The 25,805-nt window shown below is 62.7% G+C and carries 17 protein-coding genes; 13 read left to right on the top strand and 4 right to left on the bottom strand.

The genetic code is table 11. From position 1 onward, the window contains the following. The first annotated feature begins 37 nt into the window (after nt 1-37). The 9 genes from tssI to icmH all read left to right on the top strand — a co-directional run bounded on the left by tssI (nt 38) and on the right by icmH (nt 16,227). Complete coding sequence (gene tssI, locus HWX76_RS09845; protein WP_176015749.1) at nt 38-2,767, top strand: type VI secretion system Vgr family protein; 2,730 nt, start codon at nt 38-40, stop codon at nt 2,765-2,767. Between the two features lie 30 nt (nt 2,768-2,797). Then, a complete protein-coding gene (locus HWX76_RS09840; protein ID WP_176015748.1) occupies nt 2,798-4,768 on the top strand; it encodes a phospholipase D-like domain-containing protein in 1,971 nt (656 codons plus the stop codon). 114 nt (nt 4,769-4,882) lie between these two features. Further along, nucleotides 4,883-6,418 (top strand): tetratricopeptide repeat protein, encoded by a 1,536-nt coding sequence (locus HWX76_RS09835; RefSeq protein WP_176015747.1) that lies wholly within the window; start codon nt 4,883-4,885, stop codon nt 6,416-6,418. Then, nucleotides 6,415-8,076, top strand: a complete 1,662-nt coding sequence (locus tag HWX76_RS09830; protein WP_244137959.1) for a DUF6396 domain-containing protein — start codon at nt 6,415-6,417, stop codon at nt 8,074-8,076. Before HWX76_RS09835 ends, HWX76_RS09830 begins: the two co-directional genes overlap by 4 nt. Next, nucleotides 8,073-9,263 (top strand): DUF6396 domain-containing protein, encoded by a 1,191-nt coding sequence (locus HWX76_RS09825; RefSeq protein ID WP_244137958.1) that lies wholly within the window; start codon nt 8,073-8,075, stop codon nt 9,261-9,263. The genes HWX76_RS09830 and HWX76_RS09825 overlap by 4 nt, the downstream gene beginning before the upstream one ends. 16 nt (nt 9,264-9,279) lie before the next feature. Beyond that, complete coding sequence (locus HWX76_RS09820; RefSeq protein ID WP_080334197.1) at nt 9,280-9,543, top strand: PAAR domain-containing protein; 264 nt, start codon at nt 9,280-9,282, stop codon at nt 9,541-9,543. 53 nt (nt 9,544-9,596) lie between these two features. Continuing rightward, nucleotides 9,597-10,859, top strand: coding sequence for a type VI secretion system protein TssL, long form (gene tssL, locus HWX76_RS09815; RefSeq protein WP_089489409.1), 1,263 nt, complete (start codon nt 9,597-9,599; stop codon nt 10,857-10,859). 25 nt (nt 10,860-10,884) lie between these two features. Continuing rightward, complete coding sequence (gene tssM, locus HWX76_RS09810; protein ID WP_176015746.1) at nt 10,885-14,994, top strand: type VI secretion system membrane subunit TssM; 4,110 nt, start codon at nt 10,885-10,887, stop codon at nt 14,992-14,994. Between the two features lie 18 nt (nt 14,995-15,012). After that, nucleotides 15,013-16,227 carry a type IVB secretion system protein IcmH/DotU gene (gene icmH, locus HWX76_RS09805; RefSeq protein WP_176015745.1) on the top strand — a complete coding sequence of 405 codons (1,215 nt, stop codon included), beginning with the start codon at nt 15,013-15,015 and terminating at the stop codon, nt 16,225-16,227. 205 nt (nt 16,228-16,432) lie between these two features. Here icmH and HWX76_RS09800 read toward each other — a convergent pair whose 3' ends face one another. After that, on the bottom strand, nt 16,433-17,209 hold the full coding sequence (locus tag HWX76_RS09800) for an SDR family oxidoreductase (protein WP_050012727.1): 777 nt from the start codon (nt 17,207-17,209) through the stop codon (nt 16,433-16,435). 4 nt (nt 17,210-17,213) lie between these two features. Further along, nucleotides 17,214-17,657, bottom strand: coding sequence for a heme-binding protein (locus tag HWX76_RS09795; RefSeq protein ID WP_050012726.1), 444 nt, complete (start codon nt 17,655-17,657; stop codon nt 17,214-17,216). 105 nt (nt 17,658-17,762) lie between these two features. Here HWX76_RS09795 and HWX76_RS09790 point away from each other — a divergent pair, with 105 nt between their 5' ends. The 4 genes from HWX76_RS09790 to HWX76_RS09775 all read left to right on the top strand — a co-directional run bounded on the left by HWX76_RS09790 (nt 17,763) and on the right by HWX76_RS09775 (nt 23,488). Next, the gene (locus HWX76_RS09790) at nt 17,763-18,677 is read left to right on the top strand and encodes a LysR family transcriptional regulator (protein WP_050012725.1); all 915 of its coding nucleotides are present in this window, start codon (nt 17,763-17,765) and stop codon (nt 18,675-18,677) included. Nucleotides 18,678-18,756: 79 nt separating this feature from the next. Further along, nucleotides 18,757-19,191, top strand: a complete 435-nt coding sequence (locus tag HWX76_RS09785; RefSeq protein ID WP_176015744.1) for a hypothetical protein — start codon at nt 18,757-18,759, stop codon at nt 19,189-19,191. Between the two features lie 425 nt (nt 19,192-19,616). Beyond that, the gene (gene mprF / locus HWX76_RS09780; protein WP_050012723.1) at nt 19,617-22,211 is read left to right on the top strand and encodes a bifunctional lysylphosphatidylglycerol flippase/synthetase MprF; all 2,595 of its coding nucleotides are present in this window, start codon (nt 19,617-19,619) and stop codon (nt 22,209-22,211) included. Next, nucleotides 22,208-23,488, top strand: a complete 1,281-nt coding sequence (locus tag HWX76_RS09775) for a virulence factor family protein (protein ID WP_176015743.1) — start codon at nt 22,208-22,210, stop codon at nt 23,486-23,488. The genes mprF and HWX76_RS09775 overlap by 4 nt, the downstream gene beginning before the upstream one ends. 83 nt (nt 23,489-23,571) lie before the next feature. Here the strand turns inward: HWX76_RS09775 and HWX76_RS09770 are convergent, their stop codons facing one another. Both HWX76_RS09770 and HWX76_RS09765 read right to left on the bottom strand, forming a co-directional pair. Further along, nucleotides 23,572-24,009 (bottom strand): DUF934 domain-containing protein, encoded by a 438-nt coding sequence (locus HWX76_RS09770; protein ID WP_050012721.1) that lies wholly within the window; start codon nt 24,007-24,009, stop codon nt 23,572-23,574. After that, nucleotides 24,006-25,790 carry a nitrite/sulfite reductase gene (locus HWX76_RS09765; RefSeq protein ID WP_050012719.1) on the bottom strand — a complete coding sequence of 595 codons (1,785 nt, stop codon included), beginning with the start codon at nt 25,788-25,790 and terminating at the stop codon, nt 24,006-24,008. The genes HWX76_RS09770 and HWX76_RS09765 overlap by 4 nt, the downstream gene beginning before the upstream one ends. Nucleotides 25,791-25,805: the final 15 nt, after the last annotated feature.

Raw genomic sequence — 25,805 nt, 5'->3', positions numbered from 1 at the left:
TAAACCGCAGCTCAAGTGATTCAATGGAGATGTCGGAATGGCTTTGTTTGATGCACCACGGACACTATCAGTCTCAGGCGCGGCCCTGCCGCTGTATGCGGGACAGTCGATCCTCACTCCGGTGAAACTCACCGGTGGCGAGACCGTTGGCGAACTGTTCGAGTACACGCTTGAGCTGAAAACTCCGGATGCGCTCGGGTTTTCGCAGAGCATCGCGGCGAACGTCAAGCTCGACACGCTGATCGGTACGGAAGTGACCGTATCGATTCAGCTCGAGGGCAAGGGCCGCTTCATCCCCGGCTTGGCCGGCAATGCTGGCATGGCCAATCTCGGCGCGGGCGCACGCGAGATTACCGGTATCGTGAGCCATGCGACGCTCGTGCGCGAGGATGGTCGTTCGATCGTGTATGCACTCACGCTGCGGCCATGGCTCTGGCAAGCAACCAAGAATTGCGACTGTCGTATCTTCCAGGACATGTCCGTGGTCGAGATCACTGATGCGGTGCTCTCGTCGTATCCGTTCCCGGTCGAAAAACGGCTCACCACGCCGCGGCCGAACAACGCATGGCCCAAGCGTGACATTCAACGCCAGCACTTCGAAAGCGACTGGACGTTCCTGCAGCGCCTGTGGGAAGAGTGGGGCATCTACTACTTCTTCGAGCATGGCGAAGGCAAGCATCGCCTTGTGCTGTGCGACTCGATGGGCGCGCTCAAACCGCTTGGTGACGCGTATGCCGCGCTTCGCTACGAACCGCCGACCGGTCGACGGCTTGACGAGGAACACATTCAGGACTTCTCGGTCTCCCACGCGCTGACCGCAGGTGCGGTGACGAGCGTCGACTACGACTATACGTTGCCGCGTGCGGACCTGAAGGTGACGCGTGAGGATCCTCGCGATACGGGGCTTGCCCACCAGGAGCACTACACGTGGGGTGATTACGCACAGCCGCAGGCTGGTGCGGCTGGACTCTCGGGCGATCACAACGAGCCGCGCACGGAAGCGGAGTACCTGACGCTGGTGCAGATGGAGGCTCGGCGTTGTCAGGGGCTGAGGGCCTACGGCAAAGGCAACCTGCGCGGCATGGTGGCAGGCCAGACGTTCGTGCTGTCGCACTATCCGCAGGATGCGGCGAATCGCGAGTATGCGGTGATCGCCTGCAAGCTGACGATCGAGGAGATTGGCGAAGCGTCCGGATCCGGCCAGCGATACCGTTGCGAGGCGGATTTTACGGTGCAGCCGACAATTGAACCGTTCAGGCTGCTGCGTACGATTGCAAAGCCACGTGTGAACGGCGTCGAATATGCCGTCGTGACGTGTCCGGAGAATCAGGAAATCTGGACTGATGCGTACGGTCGGGTGAAGCTCCAGTTTCTGTGGGACCGGCTCGGCAACAACGACGAGCGTTCAAGTTGCTGGGTGCGCGTGGCCGGTGCGTGGCATGGCGATCAGTTCGGCGGAATCTTTCTGCCGCGCCGGGGGCATGAGGTCGAAGTCGCTTTCGTCAACGGCGATCCGGACTTACCGATCATCGTGGGGCGTGCGGCCAATGCATTCAACATGCCGCCGTTCGCATTGCCGAAAAACCAGACGCTTGCCGGCTATCGCAGCCGGGAGGTCGGCGGCCGTCGGGCGAATACGCTCGCCTTCGACGACACGAACGGAAAAATCCAGGCCCACCTGTCGAGCGACGAAGGCACTTCGCAGTTGAATCTCGGGTATATCACGCGCATTGCCGGCAATGCTGGGCGGCAGGATGAGCGTGGTCGAGGGGCTGAATTGCGAACGGACGGCAAAGCTGCGGTTCGGGGGGCCGAAGGGCTATTGCTCACGACCTTCAGTCGACCAGCCGCCAATGGCGACGCATTCAGCGTCGACGAGATCGATGCGCAGCTTTCCGAGTCCCAGGAGCTTGCAGAAGGGCTTGCACACACTGCTCAGTCCGTTCATGCGCACGATGGTGAACAAACCACCATTGTGACGTCTTTGAAAGCACAGGCGAATGCTATTCGGGGCGGCGGCAAGCTGAATCAGTTCCGGGACCCTCAGCTTGTACTCGCCAGTCCCGCCGGCATCGTTGCGAGTACGCCGGAACAGATTCATCTGAGCAGTGGCCGTGCTGCCGCGGTGACTGTCGGTACCGACATGTCGGTCAGCACGGGCGGTGGCTTGTTCGCGAGCATGCGCAAGGCGTTACGGTTGTTTGTCTATCAAGCCGGTATGCGCTTGGTGGCCGCGGCAGGTGACATCGATCTAAAGGCGCTGAAAGACAGTATTAACCTGCTCGCGAAACTCAATGTCACGGTCGTTGCCGACCGGATTCGCATCAGTGCTCAGCAGGAAGTGGAAATAAGCGGAGGCGGTAGCTACACGCGCTGGCGTGCCGGTGAGATCACAAGCGGTACAAACGGGAATTTCGAAGTGCATTCGGCTGGGCGCATATTCACCGGTCCGGACAACAAGAGCAGCCCGCTCGTGCTCGACGCCCCGGAATTGCCGGAAAACCTGCACTTCACGCTTGGCGCGCTACCTGGGGCCGCGAACCGGTACGTCGACGAGCCGTACGAATTGTTCAAGGGAACCGCAAAGATCGGAGAGGGCGTGACCGACGAGTTCGGGCGCGTGATCGTCATGAATCATCAGCCGGGAACAAGCGCGTATCGCGTCAAACTCAGCAACGGCGGTGAGTTCAATCTTAAGGTGCGCGATGCGCTTAATCACGATCCCGAGCATGTCGATCTGCGCTCGAATCGTGGCGAACGCGTGTGACGTGTGCTCGAAACGCTACGGGACAACTATATGGCCGACGACATCAAGACGCATAATCCAGTTGATATTGCAATCGACGAAGCTGGGCGTAGGGCGCAAGGCACCGTGCAATGGCTGCTGGAAAAGCGCGAGAAGAATCCGATTACTTACGGCAACGCATTGGATTTCTTTGTATGTGGCCGCGAAGGCTTCGAAAGAATCGAGAAGGACATCCGTGACGCCAAGGCAACCGTGGATATTGTCTGCTGGGGGTTCGATCCGGCAATGGAACTCGTCCGCTCTGGGGCGGAATGGAAGCGTGGAAAAACATACGGTGAGTTGCTGCATGAAGTCACTACTCGAGCGCGGAATCCCGTTCGCGTTCGCTTGCTGATTTGGTATGACTTGCTCGCATCGACCAAGCAGAACAACATGCCTGGTTACACCGATGCGAAGCACGGACCACTTGGATCGCCATACGCAAATCACGCTCGCCACGATTACTGCGTGAAGTGGTGGCAGGATCATCTCCCTTCGTCGCAAAGGGCGCAAGGAAGAAACCCAAATCTACAGATCGTTTTGCGAAGTATTTCCAGATCAGATGTCAAGGCTTTAATCGATCAGGCTCCAAAGGAGCAAGATCCACCCGCGTTCGAATGGTATAACCCCGTAGACGAGGCCGGGCTTCTGTGGAATTTTCCGACGCATCACCAGAAGCCGATACTGATTGATTACGAGCATGAAGGAGGCCTTCATGCCATTGGATATGTCATGGGCCTCAACTCCGTGACGGACTACTGGGACAGCGAAAACCATCGAATCGACGACTCGCTGCGCGAGACCTGGTCGGCAACAAATGTCGATGGCGAGCACGCGCAAGCAAAAGCTACGCAGAATCCCGGAAATCGAACTGGTACGGGGCAATACAAGCATGCGAGGCCACTGCAAGATTACGCTTGCCGGGTAGTCGGGCCGGCGCTCAAGCGTCTGCACCAGAATTTTGAGCAAGGCTGGAATTTGTTCGCGCCCAAAGACTGGAAGACGAAGGAGTTGGCAGCGTTGCCACCTCGGATCCCCACCTTGCCGAAAAACCCACGGCAGGCTGTACAGATAGTTCGGACTCAGGCTCACGAGCGGGAAAAAAGCATCAAGGAGCTGTATTTCCAGGCGACAAGCTACGCACGTAACTACATCTATATCGAAAATCAGTACTTTTATTACCCGGAATTCGCGTGTCATTTGAAGGATCAGCGAGAAAAGTTCTGTGATGCTTGGGATCGTCTGTCCAAGAAGCCGATTGCCGAAGTTCCTAGGCTCCATCTGTTCATCGTCATTCCACATCCGGAGGACGACGGAATGGTGCCGCGTACCTTTGACACATTGACGGAACTCGGTCACGGAAAAGCGATGCCGAATCAGGCCGATTTGGTGGATTCCGGAAGGATGAGTCAGGACTATAAAAGAGCAAAGTATGTTCAATACGACCTGAATCTCAAGGATGAACACGGAAATCCGCTCAAGGTCAAGGCAAGGCACAAGGTGCTCGATCGTCCGAGCGTGGAGGCGTTGGAGGGCACGCTTGGCCTGAAAGTGAGCGTGGCGCGACTGCGCACAAGCGGGATGGTGGAAGGGAAGATGGCGTATCGCGAGATTTATATTCACTCGAAGCTGATGCTGATCGACGATGTATTCGTGACACTCGGGAGCGCCAACCTGAATCAACGAAGTATGTCGGTGGATAGCGAAATCAATATTGCTGCGACTGGGGAGGAGTGGGTGGTGAAGTTGCGTGAGCGGGTGTTTGGATTGCAATCGGGTGGAGGGATCAGCGGGACGGGGGAGCGAACCTTGATTCCAACAGTTTATAAAGCATGGGGAGATCTCATGAAGCAAAACGCATTAGCGAGAAAAGATGGTGCGAGTATGCAGGGTTTTCTGCTTGAATTCGAGGACTACCGAGCGACGGCAACTATGCACGCCCAGGTAACTGTTCCGTCATATGACGGGACGTTGGTGGTGTGAGTGGAGGTGTGTGTGACCATATTTATACGCTTTATTTGCGTTGCTCTATTCTTGAACGGTATTAATGTTCAAGCTGGATCATCGATTACTTTGACCAACAAATTGACCACTGTCATGTCTGACCAGCCCCGCTACGAGAAACTTCCGCTGTTTAATCCGCACCGCATGGAATTCAAGTGCGTATATCAGGATCAGCACGTGCGGCCGATCGATCCACAGGCAGAGCAGTGGTTCCAGCAGGCGTTGGCGCTCGACGATCCGGACGTGTACTACAAGCGGCGCGACTACGCGAAGATTTATCGACTATACGAGCAGGCGGCCGAACACGATCACTGGAAGGCAATGCTCAATCTCGCGGGATTGATTTTGAGCAGCTATCCGGGGGTGCCTGAGCGTAATCCGGAAGTAGCGATTCGTTGGGTGGAGAAGGCGATGACGCTAGGTGTGCCGGATGCGTACGATCAGATGGGCGTGTACCACCAGAGGGGGCTGGTCAAAGGCGGAAATGCTACCAGTGCCTATGCGTTCTTCCAGAGAGCGGCAGATATGGGAAGTCCATCGGCTATGACTTTCCTTGGCGACAAGCTGGGCGGTACCTATGATTCGCCGGACGGCGATTTTTGGGGAAATCGGCCAATCGCTATGCAAATGTTGCAGTGTGCGGTTTCGCAGGGATATGGTGATGCTGCCTATGAGTTAGGATTTTTGCAATCGAGTGGATACTCTGACGAGGCAAAAAAACTCGCACTGAAAATATTCCATAATGGTGTAAGGCTTGGTAGTGCGAAATGTTCAAATAAACTATCCGTCGAGTTCAATGGAACGTACCTAAAAAATGGGAAAAGTCTTGCAGAACGTGTCGACAGAGACCGCGCGGAACGTTATAGCAAGATTGGCGATGCCCTGGAGCACTTCCAAGGCCGTTTGAAGTTGCCAAACCTCGACAAAGTTCTACCGCTTCCCCCGGCACCGTTGCCGAAATGGGATGGCGACGTTAAGACACTGATCGATGCAGCCAAGGCGGTGACACCTCATCCCAAAAAAGACCCGGCATCCAAATTGGAAGGTCGAGCTCGCATGCCTGAGGGGCAGGGTGTCATGTCGCTCGCGCAAAGTCCCTATGCCGTGAGCGGTGACAAGGTGGTGCCGGAAAGTGGCTACTGGATGGCGCTCTACGGCTTGTCGACCATGCGTAAGGACCAACTGAAATTTGCCCGCGGTGGTCACCCCGAGCGCTATCGGGCCGGTGAGCGTTTCGACCCGCCGCACGTCAACTGGCTGGAAGCCGAACAGGTGCAGTGGCATTACCTGGGCGAATCTCGACCAGTGCCGCCGAGTCGATCGGTATTTCTGGCGCAACTGCGTGATGCCGGATTTTTGCGTCAACTTGAGACGCAGCCTGAGAAGTTGTCGTGCCACGGATCGGAGCGATGCCCGCAAACGGGTATTTGGGAGGCAAGCGTCGGAGTGGATCATCCGCTCGCGGCCTTGTACAACCGCTGGGATCAGCAAGCATTCGTGCCGGAGGGGCAGCCGTTTCCGAAACCAGTTGATCGTCACCTGGAGATTGATCCCGTGCATGTGCAGTGGGTCTTCATGGGTAGCCCCAATGCACGGACGGACGACGGTTTCGAAAGGATTGCGCTGTGAGCAAATCCGGAACGAGTGTGGTCGGGCGGCGCTTGTGCGTTGTGGTCATGAGCCTTTGCTTGTTCGCGGTCAGCGTGCAGGCGGGGCCGCTAACTACCGTGACCAACAAATTGACTGCCGCGATGTCTGACCAGCCCCGCTACGAGAAACTTCCGTTGTTTAATTCGCACCGCAAGGAATTCAAGTGCGTATATCAGGATCAGCACGTGCCGCCGATCGATCCGCAGGCAGAGCAATGGTTCCAGCAGGCATTGGCGCTCGACGATCCGGACGTGTACTACAAGCGGCGCGACTACGCGAAGATTTATCGACTATACGAGCAGGCGGCCGAACACGATCACTGGAAGGCAATGCTCAATCTCGCGGGATTGATTTTGAGCAGCTATCCGGGCGTGCCTGAGCGTAATTCGGAAGTAGCGATTCGTTGGGTGGAGAAGGCGATGACGCTAGGCGTGGCGGATGCGTACGATCAGATGGGTGTGTACCACCAGAGGGGGCTGGTCAAAGGCGGAAACGCCACCAGTGCCTATGCGTTCTTCCAGAGAGCGGCAGATATGGGAAGTCCATCGGCTATGACTTTCCTTGGCGACAAGCTGGGCGGTACCTATGATTCGCCGGACGGCGATTTTTGGGGAAATCGGCCAATCGCCATAGAGATGTTGCAATGCGCGGTGGCCCAAGGGTACGGAAATGCCGCTTATGAGTTAGGTTTCTATCAGCAAAGTGGCTATTCTGTTGAGGCGAAAGTGCAAGCGTTGAGAACCTTCCACGAGGGTGTGAAATTGGGGTGTGCAAAATGCGCTAATAATATCGCATCAGAATTTCGCGGATTTGGATTGGCTGATGGTGAAAATTTAATCGGATATGTTGATCAGTTTCGTGCTCGACGATACAAAGTGATCGGTAATGCGCTTGAGCACTACCAAGGCCGTTTGAAGTTGCCAAACCTCGACAAAGTTCTACCGCTTCCCCCGGCACCATTGCCGAAATGGGACGGTGACGTTAAGACACTGATCGATGCAGCCAAGGCAGTGACACCACCTCCGAAAAAAGACCCGGCATCCAAATTGGAAGGTCGAGCCCGCATGCCTGAGGGGCAGGGTGTCATGTCGCTAGCGCAAAGTCCGTATGCCGTGAACGGTGACAAGGTGGTGCCGGAAAGTGGCTACTGGATGGCGCTCTACGGCTTGTCGACCATGCGTAAGGACCAACTGAAATTTGCCCGCGGTGGTCACCCCGAGCGCTATCGGGCCGGTGAGCGTTTCGACCCGCCGCACGTCAACTGGCTGGAAGCCGAACAGGTGCAGTGGCATTACCTGGGCGAATCTCGACCAGTGCCGCCGAGTCGATCGGTATTTCTGGCGCAACTGCGTGATGCCGGATTTTTGCGTCAACTTGAGACGCAGCCTGAGAAGTTGTCGTGCCACGGATCGGAGCGATGCCCGCAAACGGGTATTTGGAAGGCAAACGTCGGAGCGGATCATCCGCTCGCGGCCTTGTACAACCGCTGGGATCAGCAAGCATTCGTGCCGGAGGGGCAGCCGTTTCCGAAACCAGTTGATCGTCACTTGGAGATTGACCCAGTGCATGTGCGGTGGGTCTTCATGGGTAGCCCCAATGCACGGACGGACGACGGTTTCGAAAGGATTGCGCTGTGAGCAAATCCGGAACGAGTGTGGTCGGGCAGAGCTTGTGCGTTGTGGTCATGAGCCTTTGCTTGTTCGCGGTCAGCGTGCAGGCGGGGCCGCTAACTACCGTGACCAACAAATTGACTGCCGCGATGTCTGACCAGCCCCGCTACGAGAAACTTCCGCTGTTTAATCCGCACCGCATGGAATTCAAGTGCGTATATCAGGATCAGCACGTGCGGCCGATCGATCCACAGGCAGAGCAGTGGTTCCAGCAGGCGTTGGCGCTCGACGATCCGGACGTGTACTACAAGCGGCGCGACTACGCGAAGATTTATCGACTATACGAGCAGGCGGCCGAACACGATCACTGGAAGGCAATGCTCAATCTCGCGGGATTGATTTTGAGCAGCTATCCGGGCGTGCCTGAGCGTAATTCGGAAGTAGCGATTCGTTGGGTGGAGAAGGCGATGACGCTAGGCGTGGCGGATGCGTACGATCAGATGGGTGTGTACCACCAGAGGGGGCTGGTCAAAGGCGGAAACGCCACCAGTGCTTATGCGTTCTTCCAAAGAGCAGCTGATATGGGAAGCCCGTCGGCCATGACGTTCCTAGCCAGCAAGCTAGCCGGGACATATGACGATCCGGGGGGCGAGTTCTGGGGGAATGAACCCATTGCGACGCAGATGCTTGAGTGTGCTTTGGCGCAAGGGCATGGGGATGCCGCCAATAAACTCAGCTACATTTATGCCCGATCGATGACGCCATCGGCGAAGCGACGTGCACTAGAGGTGCTGCACGAGGGGGTGAGGCTTGGAAGTTCCAAATGTGCTAGCAATATCTTTACCGAATTCGATGGATTTGATTTGACCGACGGTAGCAATCTTGTCGGTTACATCGATCAAGCCCGCGCCCAGCGGTATAGCAAGATTGCCCGAGTCTTGGAGCATTACCGGGGTCGTCTTAAGCTCCCGAACCTAGACAAGGTTCTTCCGCTCCCGCCGGCGCCGTTGCCGAAATGGGATGGCGACGCCAAGACACTGATCGATGCGGCCAAGGCGACGACACCATCGTCCACGAAGAACGCGGTGCCGCCGCCTGACGGTCGAGGACATATATCGCGGGACGTCGACGCATTACCGTTCGATCACGGTCTTGATGCCATATCAACGATTTATTTAATTTCCGCAGTCGATCGATTTCTTGTCCATAATTGACTTCAATGGAGAAAACATGTCCCGACAGATCATTGTGGTCAGTGACACGCTGGCACCTCACGGCGGCGAGATATTAACGGGAAGTAGTACGGATAGTATTGAAGGAAAAGCCATTGTTCGTAAATTCGACCTCGTCCGTTGCGCAGAGCACGGCGTGAATCGAATCGAGGAAGGGGACGAAACTTTCCTGGTCGATGGAGTGCCGGTTGCTCTCGAAGCACATCATGCTGGTTGCGGATGTGTGCTGGTGAGTCGATTGAAAACCATATCGGTATCTTGAATTAAATAAATTCGTATTGTTATGTAAGAGTTATTAAAAATCGATGTTTCTTTATGACTAACCAATCAAGCGAGGCCGTGGCGCCCCTCGTCGATCAAAAGCCATCACCGGATAATCGGCAAGAAGCTCCGGGAGCCATGGCCATCCCGTTGCCGAAAAGGCTGTTGGCCGTCCAGAGCGCACAAAACCCGTTGCTTGAAGCAGCAAGTGCACTCCTGCGTGCGCAGGCGGATATGCCGGAACATCTTGAACCTGAGCAGATACTTGCACTACACATGCTCCTCGATCAGGAAGTGCGCGTATTCGAGAAACTCTGCGAACAGGCAAACATCCGGCGAGATCACATGATCGGCGCGAGCTACTGTCTGTGCACGGCACTGGACGAAGCCGCAACACAAACCGCATGGGGCCAGGAGGGTTCGGCGGCAATCGAATGGATCCACGATGGGCTTGCAACCACTTTCCACGGAGATCTCAAGGGCGGCGACAAGGTCTATCTTCTGATTGGGCGCTTGCTGGAAGATCCGGATGAGCACCGGGACCTCCTTCAAGTGATCTACCGCATTCTCAGCCTCGGTTTCCAAGGCCGATACCGGGACATGACCGACGGCAAGCGCAAGCACGACGCGATTCGTCAACGGCTCTACAACGTGATCACGTCTCAGCGCGAACCCGTGCCGCTGACGCTATCGCCCCACTGGCAATCGCCCGCGACAGGCAAACGCTTGTCGTTCACCGATTTTCCGGTATGGATCACCGTCACGATCCTGTCGGTCATCCTGCTCGGCCTGTTCGGATGGTTCAAGTACGAACTGTTCAGCCGCAGCGCGGACGTCCAGAAGCAGATTGCCGACATCGCCCGCATGACGCCGCCGCCTGCACCGCCTCCACAACTGCATCTCAAACAGTTGCTCGAGGACGAAATCGCGGCAGGCACGGTAAGCGTCGTCGAGGATGCCCGCCACAGCGCCGTCACGTTCCGCGGCGACGCCATGTTCAAGCCCGGTGGCGCTTCGGTTCAGGCATCGATGAATCCGCTGATTTCGAAGATCGCCACAGAGATCGCCAAGGTGCCGGGCAAGGTCACGATCATCGGCTACACGGACAACGTGCCGATTCGCAGCCGACATTTCGCATCGAATCAGATGCTGTCGGAAGAACGCGCCACCCAGGTCATGCAGATGCTGCAAACTGCCGGCGTGCCGGCGAACCGGCTCGAAGCCGTCGGCAAGGGCGATGCCGATCCGGTCGGCGACAACCGCACCGCGCAGGGGCGCGCGCAAAACCGGCGCGTCGAGATCGACGTCGCACGCTAAGCCAGATCCGTTTCCGGAATAACACATGAAGAAGTTCCAGTTCCTGTCGTTTCTGGCCTCGCGCCAGTTCCTCGCGTTCCTCGCACTGATCGTCGTTTCGCTCGTGATCTGGTTCGTCGGCCCGTTTTTCGCGTTCGGCGGGCTCAAGCCGCTCGCCGGCGCCGGCATCCGCGTGCTGCTGATCGCGCTGTTGCTCGCCGGTGTGCTGCTCTGGCTCGTGGGCGTGTCGACGAGCATCGTGTTCATCGCGTTGCTGTGCCTGCTGATCTGGTATGCGGCGCCGCTGCTGTCGCTTGGCCATGCAACGCCGTTCGAGCCCGTGTCGGCCCGACTCACCGCGATCGCACTGATCGTGGCGGCTTTTGTCCTCTTCTGGATCGTCCGCGTGTGGCAAAAAATGCGCGAAGACGATGCGTTCATGAAGAAGATGCTGCGCATGGATCGCCGCAAGAATGAGTCGCCTGCTGCAGCCCGCCTGCGGAAAATCGAAGGGATCGTGACGAGCGCGCTCGTGCGCCTGCAATCGATGCGTACCGGCGCGCGTGGTCTTGGCAAGCTGTTCCAGGGCAAGCGCTATTTGTACGAGCTGCCTTGGTACATCACGCTCGGCTCGCAAGGGGCCGGCAAGACGAGCGTACTGATGAGCGGTGGGTTGGCGTTTCCCGTTGCCGAGCAGATGCAGCGCGCGGCCGGGACGCCTGTCGGCGACGCTGCCGCGGTGGACTGGTGGTTGACCAACGAGGCTGTATTGATCGACACGGCCGGCTACTACGCGCGTCATGGCACGTCGACGGCTGATGACGTCGGCGCGCCCTCTGAGGAAACGGGAAAGCCCGCAACCCGCGTTCCGGGCAAGGCCGGCGCCGATGCCGAGCCGGCTGCGGATGGTGCTGGAGAAGATGAGAAGCAGAACGAGGCGTCGCACTCGAAAGCCGCTGCAACGTCGATGGCCAGCGGCCATGTCGTGTCGCCTGGCCCGGGTACGGGCGAACGCCGACAGAAGGTGGATCGTGCGGAGTGGCTCGGATTTCTGGGCATGCTGCGCCGGCATCGTCCTCGCGCACCGATCAACGGCGCGTTGCTGACGATCGATCTTGCGACGTTGGCAAGCGCCGACGAACAGGCGCGCGTGGCGGAGGCTGCCGCGTTGCGCGCGCGGCTGGCGGAACTGAGGCAGGAGCTGGGTATTCGTTTTCCTGTTTATGTGGTCGTCACGAAGATGGATCGTCTGACAGGCTTCGCCGAGTATTTCGGCGCGCTGACAGCCGAGGGGCGGGCGCAGGCATGGGGCTTCGCGCTTCCGTATGGCAAGGAAACCGTTGCGAAGCAAGGGCTGCGCGCGCGCTGCCATACGGAACTCGCCGAACTTGCGCAACGGCTCAGCGCTTCGATCGATACGCATTTGCAGGACGAATACGAATCGCACAAGCGCCGATCGCTTGCCGCGTTGCCCGAGGAGTTCGCCGCGCTGCTCGGACCGCTGCTCGAGATGATCGACCGCGTGTTCCTCGATTCGCGTTACGACGACACCCAGCTCCATTCGACGTTGCGCGGCGTGTATTTCACGAGTGCGCGGCAACGGGATGGCGAGCTCGTTGCGAAGCGCAACACAGTCGTTCAACGTCTTCTGTCGACTCAGAAACACGCGCCCGTTTCACCCGCGCGCGCCGAGGGCAATCAGGGTTTCTTCTTGCACGATCTCCTGACTCGCGTCGTGTTCCCTGAAGCGCATCTGGTGAGCCCCAACCTGCGCTGGGAATATCGTTACCGCCTCTCGCGCCTGATCGGCCACACATTGGCGCTGGTGTTGTTCGTGTGGCTGGCAATCGGACTCCGCGCGAGCTTCGGCCACAACAGCGACTATCTCGATGCAGTTGACCGCAAGGTGCAGGCGCTTGCGGCGCGCGTCACCCAGCTCTACAAGGCACCCAAACCGGAGGCCGTGCCGGACACGCTGACCGACGCGCGCGATCTGCCGACCTTCCCCGGTCTGGACCTGTCGAATCCGGACAGCACGTGGCGCTACGGTCTCTACACGTCGGCGGACATTGCCACCGAAAGCCGCCATGCGTATGACGTGCTGGAGGACAACCTGTTGCTGCCGCAGATCGTGCACCGCCTGGAAGACGTCGTGTCCCGGGCGATCGCCAGCAAGGACCCGAAGGCCGCCTACGATGCGCTGCGCGTCTACCTGATGCTGTACGACAAGGCGAAGTTCAACGCGGATGACGTCAAGGCATGGGTGCTCGACGACTGGGCGAAGACCGACAGCGCGGCGGTTTTCGGTGGACGTGCGTCGATGATCGACCACGTGCAGCAGCTTTTCTCCGGAGCGCGCGTGGTGCAGTCGCCGCTGATCCGCAACGATGCGCTGGTGCAGCAGGCGCGCGCGTTTCTCGACGGCAGCAACGCAACCGATCGCCTTTACCAGCGCGCGAAGGCAGCCATGCTCAAGGAGGCGCCCGACGAATTTACGTTGCTGCGCGCGATCGGCCCGCAGGCCGGCACGGTGTTCACGCGAGCGAGCGACGCACCGTTGTCGCGCGGCGTGTCGGGGCTCTTTACGTTCGAAGGCTATCGGAATCTGTTCGACAAGCGATTGCCGGAATTCGTGCAAATCGCGCGAGACGACGATGCGTGGGTGATGGGGCGCTCGTATCTGGCGGGTTCGTCGGATTCGGCTCAAAAAAAAACGGCTGAGATCGTGAGCAGCGCGACCGGCGCGGACGATGCGTTGACCGACGCGGTCCGCCGCGAATACCTGATGGAATATGCGCAGCAATGGGACGCGTTTCTCGACGACATCCGCACCGTGAGCGGTACGAGCCTTGCGTTCAATCTGAAGGTGCTGCGCAGCTTCGCGGCGCCCGATTCGCCGCTCGTGCGGCTGGCCCGCGCGGCCGTGCGCGAGACGACGCTCACGCAGCCGCTCGCTGCGTCGGACGGTTCGCTGCTGCAGCGGGCCGCCGACCAGCTCAATCAGAAGGCGGACAAGGCGTCGGGTATTCGGGCGTCGGAGCGCGTTGAACGGGAACTCGTCGACAATCACTTCGCGGCGCTGCGCGAGGTCGTGACGGGGAGCGTGGATGCGCAGTCCGATACGCAGCCTGTCGCCGCGCGGGCGGACAAGACGGGGCTGGATGGCGTCACCAACCTGCTGAACGACTATTACACGGCGCTCACCGTCGCCGACAATGCGTTGTCGAACAACAGCATGCCGCCGGCGAGCGACGTCGCCGCGAAATTGAAAATGACGGCCGACACGATGCCCGCGCCGTTCCGCGCGGTATTGCTGCAGCTCTCTGCCGACGGCTCGCGCGAAGTCAATCAGGGGATCGGCCAACTGCTGTCGCGCCAGATGCAGGCGGTGGTCGGCGATACGTGCCGGCTGATCGTCGAGGGCAACTATCCGTTTTCACCGGACAGCACGCGGGACGTCGGCATCGACGATTTCACGCGGGTATTTGCGCAGGGCGGCTTGATCGACGACTTCTTCACGAAAACGCTTGCCCCGTTCGTCGACACGGCCGCGAAGCCGTGGCGCTACCGGACGCTGCCTGGCGCAACCGAACCCATGCGGGGGCCGGACCTGGAGCCGTTCGAGCATGCGAAGGCCATTCGCGATGTCTTTTTCAACGATCCCGGCCACAAGCAACTGACATGGAAGGCCGACATCCGGATTCCCGAGCTTGACCCGACGATCATGAGTCTGTCGCTCGACATCGACGGACAGACTGCGCTCTATCAACACGGTCCGGTCGCGCCTTTCACGGTCACGTGGCCGGGGCCGCGCGGTGGCGTCCACACGGAAATCACGGCCAGCCCGCGGATTCGGCCGGACACGTCGACGATCGCAGCGGACGGACCGTGGGCGTTGATGCGCCTGCTCCAGAAAGGTCGCGTGGTGGACACGGCGACGCCGGGCCGTACGCGCATCGCGTTCAGTTTCGACGGTCGACAAGCGGCGCTCGACGTCGTGAGCGCCGGGAGCGTCGCGAATCCGCTCACGAGCGACGTGCTGAAGACCTTCCGGTGTCCCAGCACGATGTCGACGTTCAACCTGCCGGACAGCGGCCCGCCGCCGGGGTTGCCGCGAGGCATGTTGCCGGCGAGCACGGAAAGCGCCTCCCGCTGAATCGGAAGGACTCGATCGATGACTCTTTCGACATCTTGCCCGCAGGGTGACGCAAGGGCTGTGGCGTCGCTGCCTGTTGCCGCACGTCTCGAGGCTGCCCGGCAAGCGATCAACCCGCTACTCGAAGCGTCGCGCGTCCTGTTGCAGGCGTTGGCCGATACGCCGGAAACGCTCGATGCCGATGCGATCGCACCGCGGCGTCGATGGCTGGGGCACGAAGTTCGCCTCTTTACCTGGATCTGCAATGCGCTCCCGGTCCGACCCGAGCATGTCCGTTCCGCAAGCTATTGTCTGTGCTCCGCGCTCGACGAGGCGGCGATGCAGACGTCTTGGGGAAAGGGCGAAGCAACCGGCGTCGAATGGCAGGACAACTGCCTGGCGAGTGCGTTCGGACATGATCGTCAGGGCGGCGACCGTGTTTTCCGACTGATCGACGAGACAATGCGCGATCCGCGTGCGAACCTCGATCTGATCGAGCTATACCAGAACGTACTCGATCTCGGCTTTCGTGGGCGCTACCGGTTTGAAGCCGGGGGGCAAAAGCGCCTGCAGGTCATTCGCGAACACGTACACGACGTGGTCACGACGGGGGGACACGGCGTGAATCGCGTCAGCAAGCCGCCGAAACGTCAGCGACAGACGGTCGATCCGTGGGTACGTCCCGTTTCGGTGCGTCGATCGCGAGCGAGGTTCGCCGGAGGTCTCGCCGTCGCGTTATTGCTGGGGGCCGGGGGCTACGCCGCGGTGGACCGGTGGGTTCACGCGAAATCGAGGCGACCGGCGTCGACGCTCGATGCACTGGTTCGCAATCTGGAACTGCGGCTGCGCGATGAAGTCGCGGCAGGGAATGTCGAACTGATTCGCGACGCCGGGCGCCATGCGGTGACGCTCCGATTCAGCGGAATGTTTGGGCCCGGCGACGCAACGGTCGCGCCGTGGGGCGCTTCGGTCGCGGCTTCGGCAGGCCGGGAAATCGCGACCGTGACCAAGGACGCGACCGTCCGAGTGGCAGGATATGCGGACAGCACACCGATCAGTTCGGCACGTCAAGCATCCAACTACGCGCTTTCCGAAGCACGTGCCCGGCACGTCGCCCAGATTCTCGCTGCGGCAGGCGTGCCGGCGCCGCGCATCATCGTCGAGGGAAATGGCGATGCCGATTCGCTGGCGGACAACGTTACCGCGTCCGGAAGGGCGAGAAATCGTCGTGTCGAAGTGACCATTACGAATTGACGTTCGATTGCGAGCGACAATTTCAGCCCTGAGCAGGCGACGAGTGCATGTCCAGCAAGATCACGGGCACAGCCGTGTTCGCGGGCCCAGTCACCGACTACCTTCTCGCCGAGGGAGGGAGAAGTCAGGGGCTCATGTAGTGGGAGCTGTTTGAGGACCCTGACACATTCAAACAGCCCCCGGCCTTTCATCTCATTGGCGTTTCTTATTGCTGCCGTTCCCACGCACGCGCCTGCTCGGCGCGTACGAACGCTTCCGACGAGGCCGGCAGCAGGTTGCGGAACGCGCCGCCGTCGCTGTCGATCACGTCGACCATCTTCGCGATCATTTCCTCCGGGTCGTGCTGTTCGAGCGGGAACGTCAACCGCTCGGGCGTCACGGTATGCACGGCCGGATCGTGCCAGCGCCGCGTCGTTTCCATCATCCGGTCGTTGAAGCCGGTGCGATACGGGCCCGGGTTCACGACAGCGACGCGGATGCCGTGCGGCGCCAGCTCCGCGTGCATCGCCTCGGCCACCGATTCGACCGCGTGCTTCGACGCGCAGTACGCGCCGGTGAACGGCCCCGTGATCAACCCCGCGATCGACGACACGAACACGATCTTGCCGCGTTTGCGCGCGAGCATCCCGCGTGCGATCTGCTGCGTGAGTTCGAGCGGCCCGAACACGTTCACGTCGAACAGCTCGCGCACGATCTCGATCGGCAGGTCGACGAGCGCGCCGGCTTCGCCGACGCCCGCGTTGTTCACGAGCACGTCGATGTCGAGTTCGGCGGCGCGCGCGCGATCGTAGGCCGACGTGACGTCGAGCTTCACCGCGCGCAACGCGGTGTCGCGCTGCGCGGCGGCGTCCGTCAGGGCGTCGATCTCGACGGCCGTGCGCACGCCGGCCGTCACGTCGTGGCCGCGTTCGGCGAGCCGCAGCGCGACTTCGCGGCCGAAGCCGGTGCCCGCGCCGGTGATGAAGATGCGTTTCCGTGTCATGTGCTTACCTCGTGGAGTGAAGGGTTGCCTGAAAAAGGTCGCGGCAGTGCTGCGCGATCGCGGCGTCTTCGTCGACGCTGCCGCCCGAGATGCCGATCGCGCCGACGCAGCGCCCGTCGCCGTCGACGAGCGGCTCGCCGCCGCCGAACGTGACCAGCCCGCCGTGACTGTGTTCGATGCCGCGCAGCGGACCGTCGCCCGACATCGCACCCAGCGCACCGGTCGACGTGCGAAAGCGGACGGACGTCAGCGCCTTGCGCTGCGCGAGGTCGATCGCGCCGAGAAAACAGTCGTCGGTGCGCACGAACGCGAGCAGGTTCGCGCCGGCATCGACGACGGCGATCGCGACGCCGGCCACCTGCAGCGACGCGGCATGCGCGAGCGCAGCGTCAATCGTGCGGCGGGCGACGGCGAGCGGCAGCGGAAGTGAGGCAGTGAGCGGGTTCATGCGAGGCTCCGAGGAACGACAGCGCCAGTGTAGGCACTTGCGGTATATGGGAGAATCCGTATTCCGCTCGAAGCAGTTTCAAGTTTTTCTAATGATGAACAGACGATGAGCAGACGCGATCCGATGGCCGGCCTGCACGTGTTCATGACCGTCGCGACGGCCGGCAACTTCACGCGGGCCGCCGCCGCGCTCGGCCTGACGCCGGCGGCCGTCAGCCTGGCGATCGGGCAGCTCGAGGGCGAGCTGAACGTGAAGCTGTTCAACCGCAGCACGCGCGGCGTGAGCCTCACCGAAGCCGGCCAACGCTACCGGCGGCAGACCGAGCCGGCATACCGGCAGGTCATGCAGGCACGGGACGAACTGAAGGATGCGCGCAGCGAGCCGAACGGGCTATTGCGCGTGACCGCGCTGCCGCTCGCGCGCTTGCTCGTGATCGCGCCGGTGCTCGCCACGTTCCGCGAGCGCTATCCGAAAGTCCGGCTCGAAATTCGCTACGAGAACGAACTCGTCGACATCGCGAAGGACGGCTTCGACGCGGGGATTCGCCTGGCCGATCGATTGCAGCCGGGCATGATCGGCGTGCGGATCGCGCCTGCGCTGACGTGTGCACTGGTCGCGTCGCCCGGCTATCTGGCGCGGTACGGTGCGCCGGAATCGATTGCGCAGCTCGAGCATCATGCGTGCGTCCGTTTCCGGTTCTCGGAAAGCGGACGCCTGCATAAATGGCTGCTGCGCGACGGGCGACGCGACGTCGATCTCGATCCGGACGGCGTGTTCGTGACGAACGACGACGATGCGGTGATCGACGCGGCGCGCGCCGGTGTCGGCATCGCGTTCGCGTTCGTGCGCGAGCGGATCGAGCAGGACCTGCGCGACGGCACGCTCGTCGAGGTGCTGCCGGGCGCGTGCCGCACGCTGCCGCCGATGTGGCTGTACTACGTGAATCGCAAGCACATGCCGGCCAAGCTGCGCGCGTTCATCGACGTGCTGCGCGAGCGCGAAGGCGCGGGTGCGGCGTAAGCACGTCGGCCGCTCGCTGCAGCAATGGACCCGGCGGCGCATGATGGCGGCTCCCCCCACGAAGCCATGGAGTCGCGTGATGACCGTATTCCCGCATTTTCCGATTCGAACGTTCGTGATTGCCGCCGCGCTGGCGACCGCCGCGGTGTGCAGCGCAGCGGCCATCGGCCAGACGTCGACGGTGCCGGCCGGCACGGCTGTCGCAACGCCCGACAACGCGGTGCTGCTGACCGTGTTCCTGAAACACGACCAGTCGCGCCCGCTCGCCGAGTTGAATGCGCAGCTTGCGAAGCAGGGGTTCTACAAGGCGTTTCCGCCGCCGGGCGTCGAGGTGGTGAGCTGGACGGTGACGATGGGAGTCGGGCAGATCGTCGTGCTGCGGCTGCCGGCGTCGCGGGTGCGCGAGGTCAATCGTGTGCTCGAGGATACGGCCTGGGGCGCGTACCGCACGGAGTTCTACCCGACATACGACTACAAGGCGATCGGGATGGGGGAGCATGAGCGGGCGAAGTAACGCGCGGTGGCGTATGTCCGTACCGGCGGTGCGCCGCGGAGGGGCGCAGCGAATCGGCCCGCCGCCATTCCGCACCGCGCCGCGCCCTCGCGTTTTCGTCCTCACCCGGCGGGCTCGGCGCGGTAAATTCCACCGAAATGCATCACAAGTCATTCATCCGATGAAAAAACGACCTCCGTTGCCGGTATGATGCGCACCTTGCGTTCGTGGGACGCACGGTTTCTTTATGCGTTTCGATGCGCGAGAAACCACAAATCCGCACAAAGGCGACGTGAAAGATTCTGTAATATAAGTTCCGTATACTCGTAAGTTCTGATCCAGGCGCCACGCTCGTCTTCGGCCGGCCGCCCATGCAGAACAACCAGACAGGTCGCCGCCCGGCCAACCCGCGCCGCGACACGCTATGCACCACCACTGAACACGTTATGTCTTCCCGCCACCCTGGTTCGCCCGGCCGTGCCGAGGCGGTGATCGCCCGTGCCCGGGCGCTGATCCGCCACGAGCGCGTGCTGTCGCCGCTGCTCGCGCTCGGCATCGGCCTGCTGCTGATCGTGGTTTTCCAGCATCTGTCGGAATCCGTCGACTACCGCTCGGTGATCCGCCAGTTGCGTCACATGTCCGTCGGCGAGTGGGGCGCGTCGCTCGCCGCGACGGCCCTCAGCTACCTCGCGCTCGTCGCCCGCGATGCCGTTGGCCTGCGCTATGTCGCGGCCAAGGTGCCGCGCGTCGCGTTGTGGATCGGCGCGATCGCCGGTTCCGCGCTCGGCAACGCGACCGGCTTCGGCGCGCTGACGGGCGGTGCGGTGCGCGCCCGCGTGTACGGCGTGTCGGGCGTCACGCCCGCCCAGATCGGCCGGATGACGGTGTTCACGAGCGGCACGCTGGCGCTCGCGATGGTGCTGATGACGGCGGTCGGCATGGTCTGCGTGCCGGAGGCGCTCGCCGCGATGCTGCACGTCGCGCCCGGCGTGCTCACGTGGACGGGCGCCGCGTTGCTCGTCGCGCTCGCCGCGCTGGTCGTGCTGTGCGGCAACACCGCACGCCCGGTCGTCACGCGCTTCAAATGGCTGTCGTTCGACGTGCCGGCGCGGCGCGATCTCGTCGCGCAGGTCGTCTACGCGGTGCTCGACGTCGTTGCCGCAGGCCTCACGCTGTGGGTGCTGCTGCCGGCGGCGCCCGTCGGCTTCCCGACCTTCATTACCGTTTACGCGGCCGCGTTGCTGCTCGGGATGATCGGCCATACGCCGGGCGGGATCGGCGTGTTCGAGGCGGCGATGGTCTTCACGCTCGGTCGCGAAGTGCCCGCGCACGCGATGGTCGCCGCGTTGATCGCGTATCGCGCGATCTACTTCGGCGTGCCGCTCGTGCTGTCGGCCGGCCTGCTGGCCGGTTTCGAGGGCCGCGCGCTGCGGCGCCGGCTCGTGACGCGGCAGGCCGTGCGCGTGTCGCAGCTCGCGCCGGTGTTCCTGAGCCTCGTGACGTTCGCGGTCGGCGGGATGCTGGTGATCTCGAGCGCGACGCCCGCGTTCTGGCACCGGATCGCGATCCTGCGCCACATCGTGCCGCTGTGGGTGCTCGAAGGCTCGCAGGTGATCTGCAGCGTGCTCGGCGTCGCGCTGCTGTTCGTCGCGCGCGGGCTGCTGCGCCGGCTCGACGGCGCGTGGTGGATGACCTTCGCGTTGACGCTCGCGAGCCTCGCGCTGTCGCTGGCCAAGGGCCTCGCGTTCGTCGAGGCCGGCGTCCTCGGCACGCTGCTCGTGCTGCTGCTCGTCAGCCGTCGCCGGTTCAACCGTCATTCGTCGCTGCTCGCCGAGCGCTTCACGGTGAGCTGGTTCGTGTCGGTGGCGATGGTGCTGATGCTGGCCGTGTGGGTGCTGTTCTTCGCGTTTCGCGACGTGCCGTACACGCGCGATCTGTGGTCGCATTTCTCGTTCGATGCGCGCGCGCCGCGGGCGCTGCGCGCGACGCTCGCGTCCGGCGTGTTCGTCGCGCTGTTCGCGCTGTGGCAACTGCTGCGCCCGGCACCCGGGCGTTTCGTGAAACCCGCGGAGCAGGACCTGATCGACGCGGAGCAGATCATTCGCGCGCAGGAGTGCAGCGACGCGGGCCTCGCGCTGATGGGCGACAAGTCGTTCCTGTTTTCCGAATCGCGTCGCGCGTTCCTGATGTACGCGAAGAACGGCCGCACGTGGGCCGCGCTGCACGACCCGGTCGGCCCGCGTGAAGAGTGGCCGGCGCTGATCAGCAAGTTCATCGCGCTCGCACACGCGCACAGCGGCCGCGCGGCGTTCTACCAGGTGCGCGCGAACGCGTTGCCGCTGTATCTCGACGCGGGGCTCACGCTGATGAAGCTCGGCGAGGAAGCGCATATCGCGCTCGACCAGTTCGACCTGAAGGGATCGAACCGGTCGCACCTGCGCTACGCGCTGCGCCGCGGCGACAAGGATGCGCTGACGGTCGAGGTGATCGCGCCGGGCGACGTGCCGGCCGCGCTGCCGGCGCTGCGCGACATCTCCGACGGCTGGCTCGACAGCCGCGATGCGCGCGAGAAGAGCTTCTCGGTGGCCGCGTTCCACGACGGCTATCTGTCGACGCAGTCGGTGATGCTGGTGCGTCAGGCCGACAAGCCGATCGCGTTCGTCACGTTCATGACGACCGACCTCAACACCGAGGCGACGGTCGGCGTGATGCGCCATCTGCCCGACGCATCGCCGTACGCGATGGAGTATCTGTTTACGCAGCTCGCGCTGCACCTGAAGGAAGCGGGGTTCCGCAAGCTGAGCCTGGGCATCGCGCCGTTCTCGGGGATGGGGGCGGCGAAGATGCCGTCGCCGTTTCACCGGCTCGGCCTGATGGTCTGGCGCTTCGGCGGCCGCTTCTACAACTTCCGCGGCTTGCGCGCTTTCAAGAGCAAGTTCGAACCGCACTGGGAGCCGCGTTATCTCGCGGCCTCGGGCTCGGTCGGCGTGTTCGTCACGCTCGCGGATCTGTCATTGCTGGCTGGAGGTCGGCGTTCATGATGTCGAAGAAGTTAATCGCGCGGGCGGCAGCCGCCTGCGCGGGAATGATGCTGGCCGGCGCCGCGTGCGCCGCGCAGCCGGCCGCAGTGAAAGCCGAAACCGTCTCCGGCGGCCGCTACGGGCCCGTGACCGTGACCCGGCCGAGCGGGCCGCTGCGCGGTTTCGTCGTGCTGTTCTCGCGTGAGGCCGGCTGGCATGCCGCCGATCAGCAGGCGGCCGACGCGCTCGCGAAAGCCGGCGCGATGACGGTCGGCGTCGATTCCGGGCGTTACGCGGCGAATCTCGCCGCGAAGCAGGAGGCCTGCCACCACCTCGACGGCGACGCCGAGGCGGTCAGCCATCAACTCGAACGGCTTGCGCAGTCGTCGCGCTATTTCACGCCGATCGTCGCGGGCGTGGGCCAGGGCGGCGCGATCGCGAAGCAGATCCTGTCGATGGCGCCGGAGAACACGATCGCCGGCGTCGTCGCGGTCGGTCCGGCCGCGAAGCTCGATCCGCGCTTCAAGCCGTGCCCGCCCGATTCGACGATCGTGCGCCGCGCGATGCCGGGTTTCGTCGAAACGGCTGCCGCGGGCGACACCGCGAAGCTCGTATCGCTCGTCACGTCGCACCTGCGCGACACCAGCAGCAGCGACGAACTCGACGTGTCGGACCTGCCGCTCGTCGAACTGCCCGCCAAGGGCGGCAGCGACCGGCTCGCGATCGTGATCTCGGGCGACGGCGGCTGGCGCGATCTCGACAAGACGATCGCCGAGGCGCTGCAGCGCGACGGCGTGTCGGTGGTCGGCATCGACGCGCTGCGTTACTTCTGGAGCGAAAAGCCGCCCGCGCAGGTGAGCCGCGATCTGGCCCGCGTGATGCGCACCTACACGGCACGCTGGCATGCGAACCGCGTGGCGCTGGTCGGCTATTCGTTCGGTGCCGACGTGATGCCGTTCGCGTACAACCGGCTGCCCGCCGACCTGCGCGACAAGGTCGTGGTGATGTCGCTGCTCGGCTTCGCGCCGTCGGCCGATTTCCAGATCCGCGTGACCGGCTGGCTCGGCATGCCCGCGAGCGACAAGGCGCTGAAGGTTGCGCCGGAAATCGCGAAGGTGCCGCCGGCGCTCGTGCAGTGCTTCTATGGCGCGGAAGAGACGGACACGATGTGCCCGGCGCTCGCGAACACGGGTGCCGACGTGATCAAGACGCAGGGCGATCACCACTTCGGCCGCGATTACATCGCGCTCGAGAAGAAGATCCTCGGCGGGTTCGGCAAGCCGGCGGCGGCGCGCTGAACGCCGGCGGCGCCCGCGTGACGGCGGGCGCCGGCCGGTTTTGCTTCCGGTTCATCGTACGGGCGGCCAGCGAGCCGCCCGTTTCATTTTCCGGGCTGCGCTGCCGCGTCCTGCGGCGGCATCGTCGTTCTCGCATCGCGCTGATAGAAGCCCGGAAACCGGTCGAGCTGCCGCCGTGCGGCCGTGAGGTCGGTGTCGTCGCCGAGCACCGCGCTCGAAAACCCCGTGCGTTCCATCAGCAGCAACTGGTCGACCAGGACGTCGCCGGTTGCGCGCAGGTCGCCGGCGAAGCCGTAGCGCTTGCGCAGCAGGTAGGCCTGGCTGTATGCGCGGCCGTCGGTGAACGACGGAAACTGCAGGTCGATGCGCTCGGCCTGCGCGATGCGCGCGGCGAGCGGCGGCAGTGCCTCGTCGTTGCCGATCGTCAGCGTCGTCGCGCCGTGCTGCTCTGTATCGTCGGCATGGTCGGCCGGCGTCAGCAGCCGGATGCGTTCGTTTGCGTTCGCGATCTCGTGGTTCATACGGGTTCTTCCTGATGACGCGCGGCGTTCGCGGCGGCCTTGAACGGCTCCGTTCCGACGCGGCGCACCGTGTCGATGAATCGTTCGCAGCGGCCGTTCGCGTCGACGCGCGCGTCGAGATACGCGTTGACGATCGCGTCGACGACGTCGACGATCTCGTCCGCCGAAAACGACGGGCCGATCACCTTGCCCGGCCGCGCGGGGCCGCTTGCGATCGAGCCGTCCGACCCGCCGAGCGTGACCTGGTACCACTCCGCGCCGTCCTTGTCGACGCCGAGGATGCCGAGGTGGCCGCTGTGATGATGGCCGCACGAGTTGATGCAGCCGCTGATGTGCAGGTCGATGTCGCCGATGTCGTGCAGCAGGTCGAGATCGTCGAAGCGCTCGGCGATCGCGTCGGCGACCGGAATCGAGCGGGCGTTCGCGAGCGCGCAGAAATCGCCGCCCGGACACGCGATCATGTCGGTCAGCAGCCCGACATTCGCGCTCGCGAGCCCGATCGCGCGGGCGTTTTCCCACAGCAGGAACAGGTCGTCGACGTGTACCCACGGCAGCACGACGTTCTGCGTGTGCGTGACGCGCGCCTCGCCGGCCGAGAAGCGGTCGGCGAGATCGGCGAGCGCATCGAGCTGGTCCGGCGACGCGTCGCCGGGCGCCTGCAGGCGGCGCTTGAACGACAGCGTGACGATGCGCAGTGCCGGGTCGCGATGATCGGCGACATTGCGGGCGAGCCAGCGCGCGAACGCCGGATGACGGCTCGCCTGCGCGGACACGCGCGCGTTGGCGTCCGCGAGGTCGAGCGTGCGCGGCTTCAACCGCGGCGGGACGAACGACGCGGCGACGCGATCGAATTCGGCCTGCGGGATCGTGTGCGGGCCGCCGTCGTGGACGACGATCTGGCGGAACTCTTCCTCGACGTCGTCGATGTAGCGTTGCCCTTCGGTCTTCACGAGGATCTTGATCCGCGCCTTGTACTTGTTGTCGCGCCGCCCGTAGCGGTTGTACACGCGGACGATCGCCTCGATGTAGTTCATCACGTGCTCCCACGGCAGGAACGCGCGCAGCAGCATCGCGATCGTCGGCGTGCGGCCCATCCCGCCGCCCACGCTCACGCGAAAGCCGAGCGCGCCCGCGTCGTCGCGCACGAGCTTCAGCCCGACGTCGTGCCAGTCGGTCGCCGCGCGGTCTTCGGTCGCGCCCGTGATCGCGATCTTGAACTTGCGCGGCAGGAACGCGAATTCCGGATGCAGCGTCGTCCACTGGCGCATCACTTCTGCGAACGGGCGCGGATCGGCGATCTCGTCCGGCGCGACGCCCGCGCGTTCGTCGCACGAAATGTTGCGGATGCAATTGCCGCTCGTCTGGATGCCGTGCATGTCGACGGTCGCGAGCAGGTCCATCACGTCGGCCGCCTTCGCAAGCGGAATCCAGTTGAACTGCACGTTGGTGCGCGTCGTGAAGTGCGCGCTGCGGGTCGGCAGGCGTAACGTGCCGAGCAACGCCTGGGCGTCGCACGCGGCGCGGTAGGTGGCGTCGTCGGGTACGTCGTAGTCGCGCGCGATCCGCGCGAGCATGCGAAGCTGCGCGCTCGACAACTCGCCGTACGGCACCGCGACGCGCAGCATCGGCGCGTGGCGCTGCACGTACCAGCCGTTCTGCAGGCGCAGCGGCCGGAACGCGTCTTCGCCGAGCGTGCCTTGCTGCCAGCGTTCGAGCTGGTCGCGGAACTGGGCGGCGCGGCTGTGCACGAGCGCCCGGTCGAAATCGGTATATCGATACATGACGTGATACGCGAG

This window comes from Burkholderia sp. BCC0398 (assembly GCF_902833245.1).
GTDB classification, from domain to species: Bacteria; Pseudomonadota; Gammaproteobacteria; order Burkholderiales; family Burkholderiaceae; genus Burkholderia; species Burkholderia sola.
This window is presented reverse-complemented; position numbering and strand designations above follow the sequence as displayed.

Excerpts from the sequence above, each read along its gene's own strand:
- tssI (WP_176015749.1), top strand. The coding sequence starts at position 38 with ATGGCTTTGTTTGATGCACCACGGACACTATCAGTCTCAGGCGCGGCC.
- HWX76_RS09840 (WP_176015748.1), top strand. The coding sequence starts at position 2,798 with ATGGCCGACGACATCAAGACGCATAATCCAGTTGATATTGCAATCGAC.
- HWX76_RS09835 (WP_176015747.1), top strand. The coding sequence starts at position 4,883 with ATGTCTGACCAGCCCCGCTACGAGAAACTTCCGCTGTTTAATCCGCAC.
- HWX76_RS09820 (WP_080334197.1), top strand. The coding sequence starts at position 9,280 with ATGTCCCGACAGATCATTGTGGTCAGTGACACGCTGGCACCTCACGGC.
- tssL (WP_089489409.1), top strand. The coding sequence starts at position 9,597 with ATGACTAACCAATCAAGCGAGGCCGTGGCGCCCCTCGTCGATCAAAAG.
- tssM (WP_176015746.1), top strand. The coding sequence starts at position 10,885 with ATGAAGAAGTTCCAGTTCCTGTCGTTTCTGGCCTCGCGCCAGTTCCTC.
- icmH (WP_176015745.1), top strand. The coding sequence starts at position 15,013 with ATGACTCTTTCGACATCTTGCCCGCAGGGTGACGCAAGGGCTGTGGCG.
- HWX76_RS09800 (WP_050012727.1), bottom strand. The coding sequence starts at position 17,209 with ATGACACGGAAACGCATCTTCATCACCGGCGCGGGCACCGGCTTCGGC.
- HWX76_RS09795 (WP_050012726.1), bottom strand. The coding sequence starts at position 17,657 with ATGAACCCGCTCACTGCCTCACTTCCGCTGCCGCTCGCCGTCGCCCGC.
- HWX76_RS09790 (WP_050012725.1), top strand. The coding sequence starts at position 17,763 with ATGAGCAGACGCGATCCGATGGCCGGCCTGCACGTGTTCATGACCGTC.
- HWX76_RS09785 (WP_176015744.1), top strand. The coding sequence starts at position 18,757 with ATGACCGTATTCCCGCATTTTCCGATTCGAACGTTCGTGATTGCCGCC.
- mprF (WP_050012723.1), top strand. The coding sequence starts at position 19,617 with ATGTCTTCCCGCCACCCTGGTTCGCCCGGCCGTGCCGAGGCGGTGATC.
- HWX76_RS09775 (WP_176015743.1), top strand. The coding sequence starts at position 22,208 with ATGATGTCGAAGAAGTTAATCGCGCGGGCGGCAGCCGCCTGCGCGGGA.
- HWX76_RS09770 (WP_050012721.1), bottom strand. The coding sequence starts at position 24,009 with ATGAACCACGAGATCGCGAACGCAAACGAACGCATCCGGCTGCTGACG.
- HWX76_RS09765 (WP_050012719.1), bottom strand. The coding sequence starts at position 25,790 with ATGTATCGATATACCGATTTCGACCGGGCGCTCGTGCACAGCCGCGCC.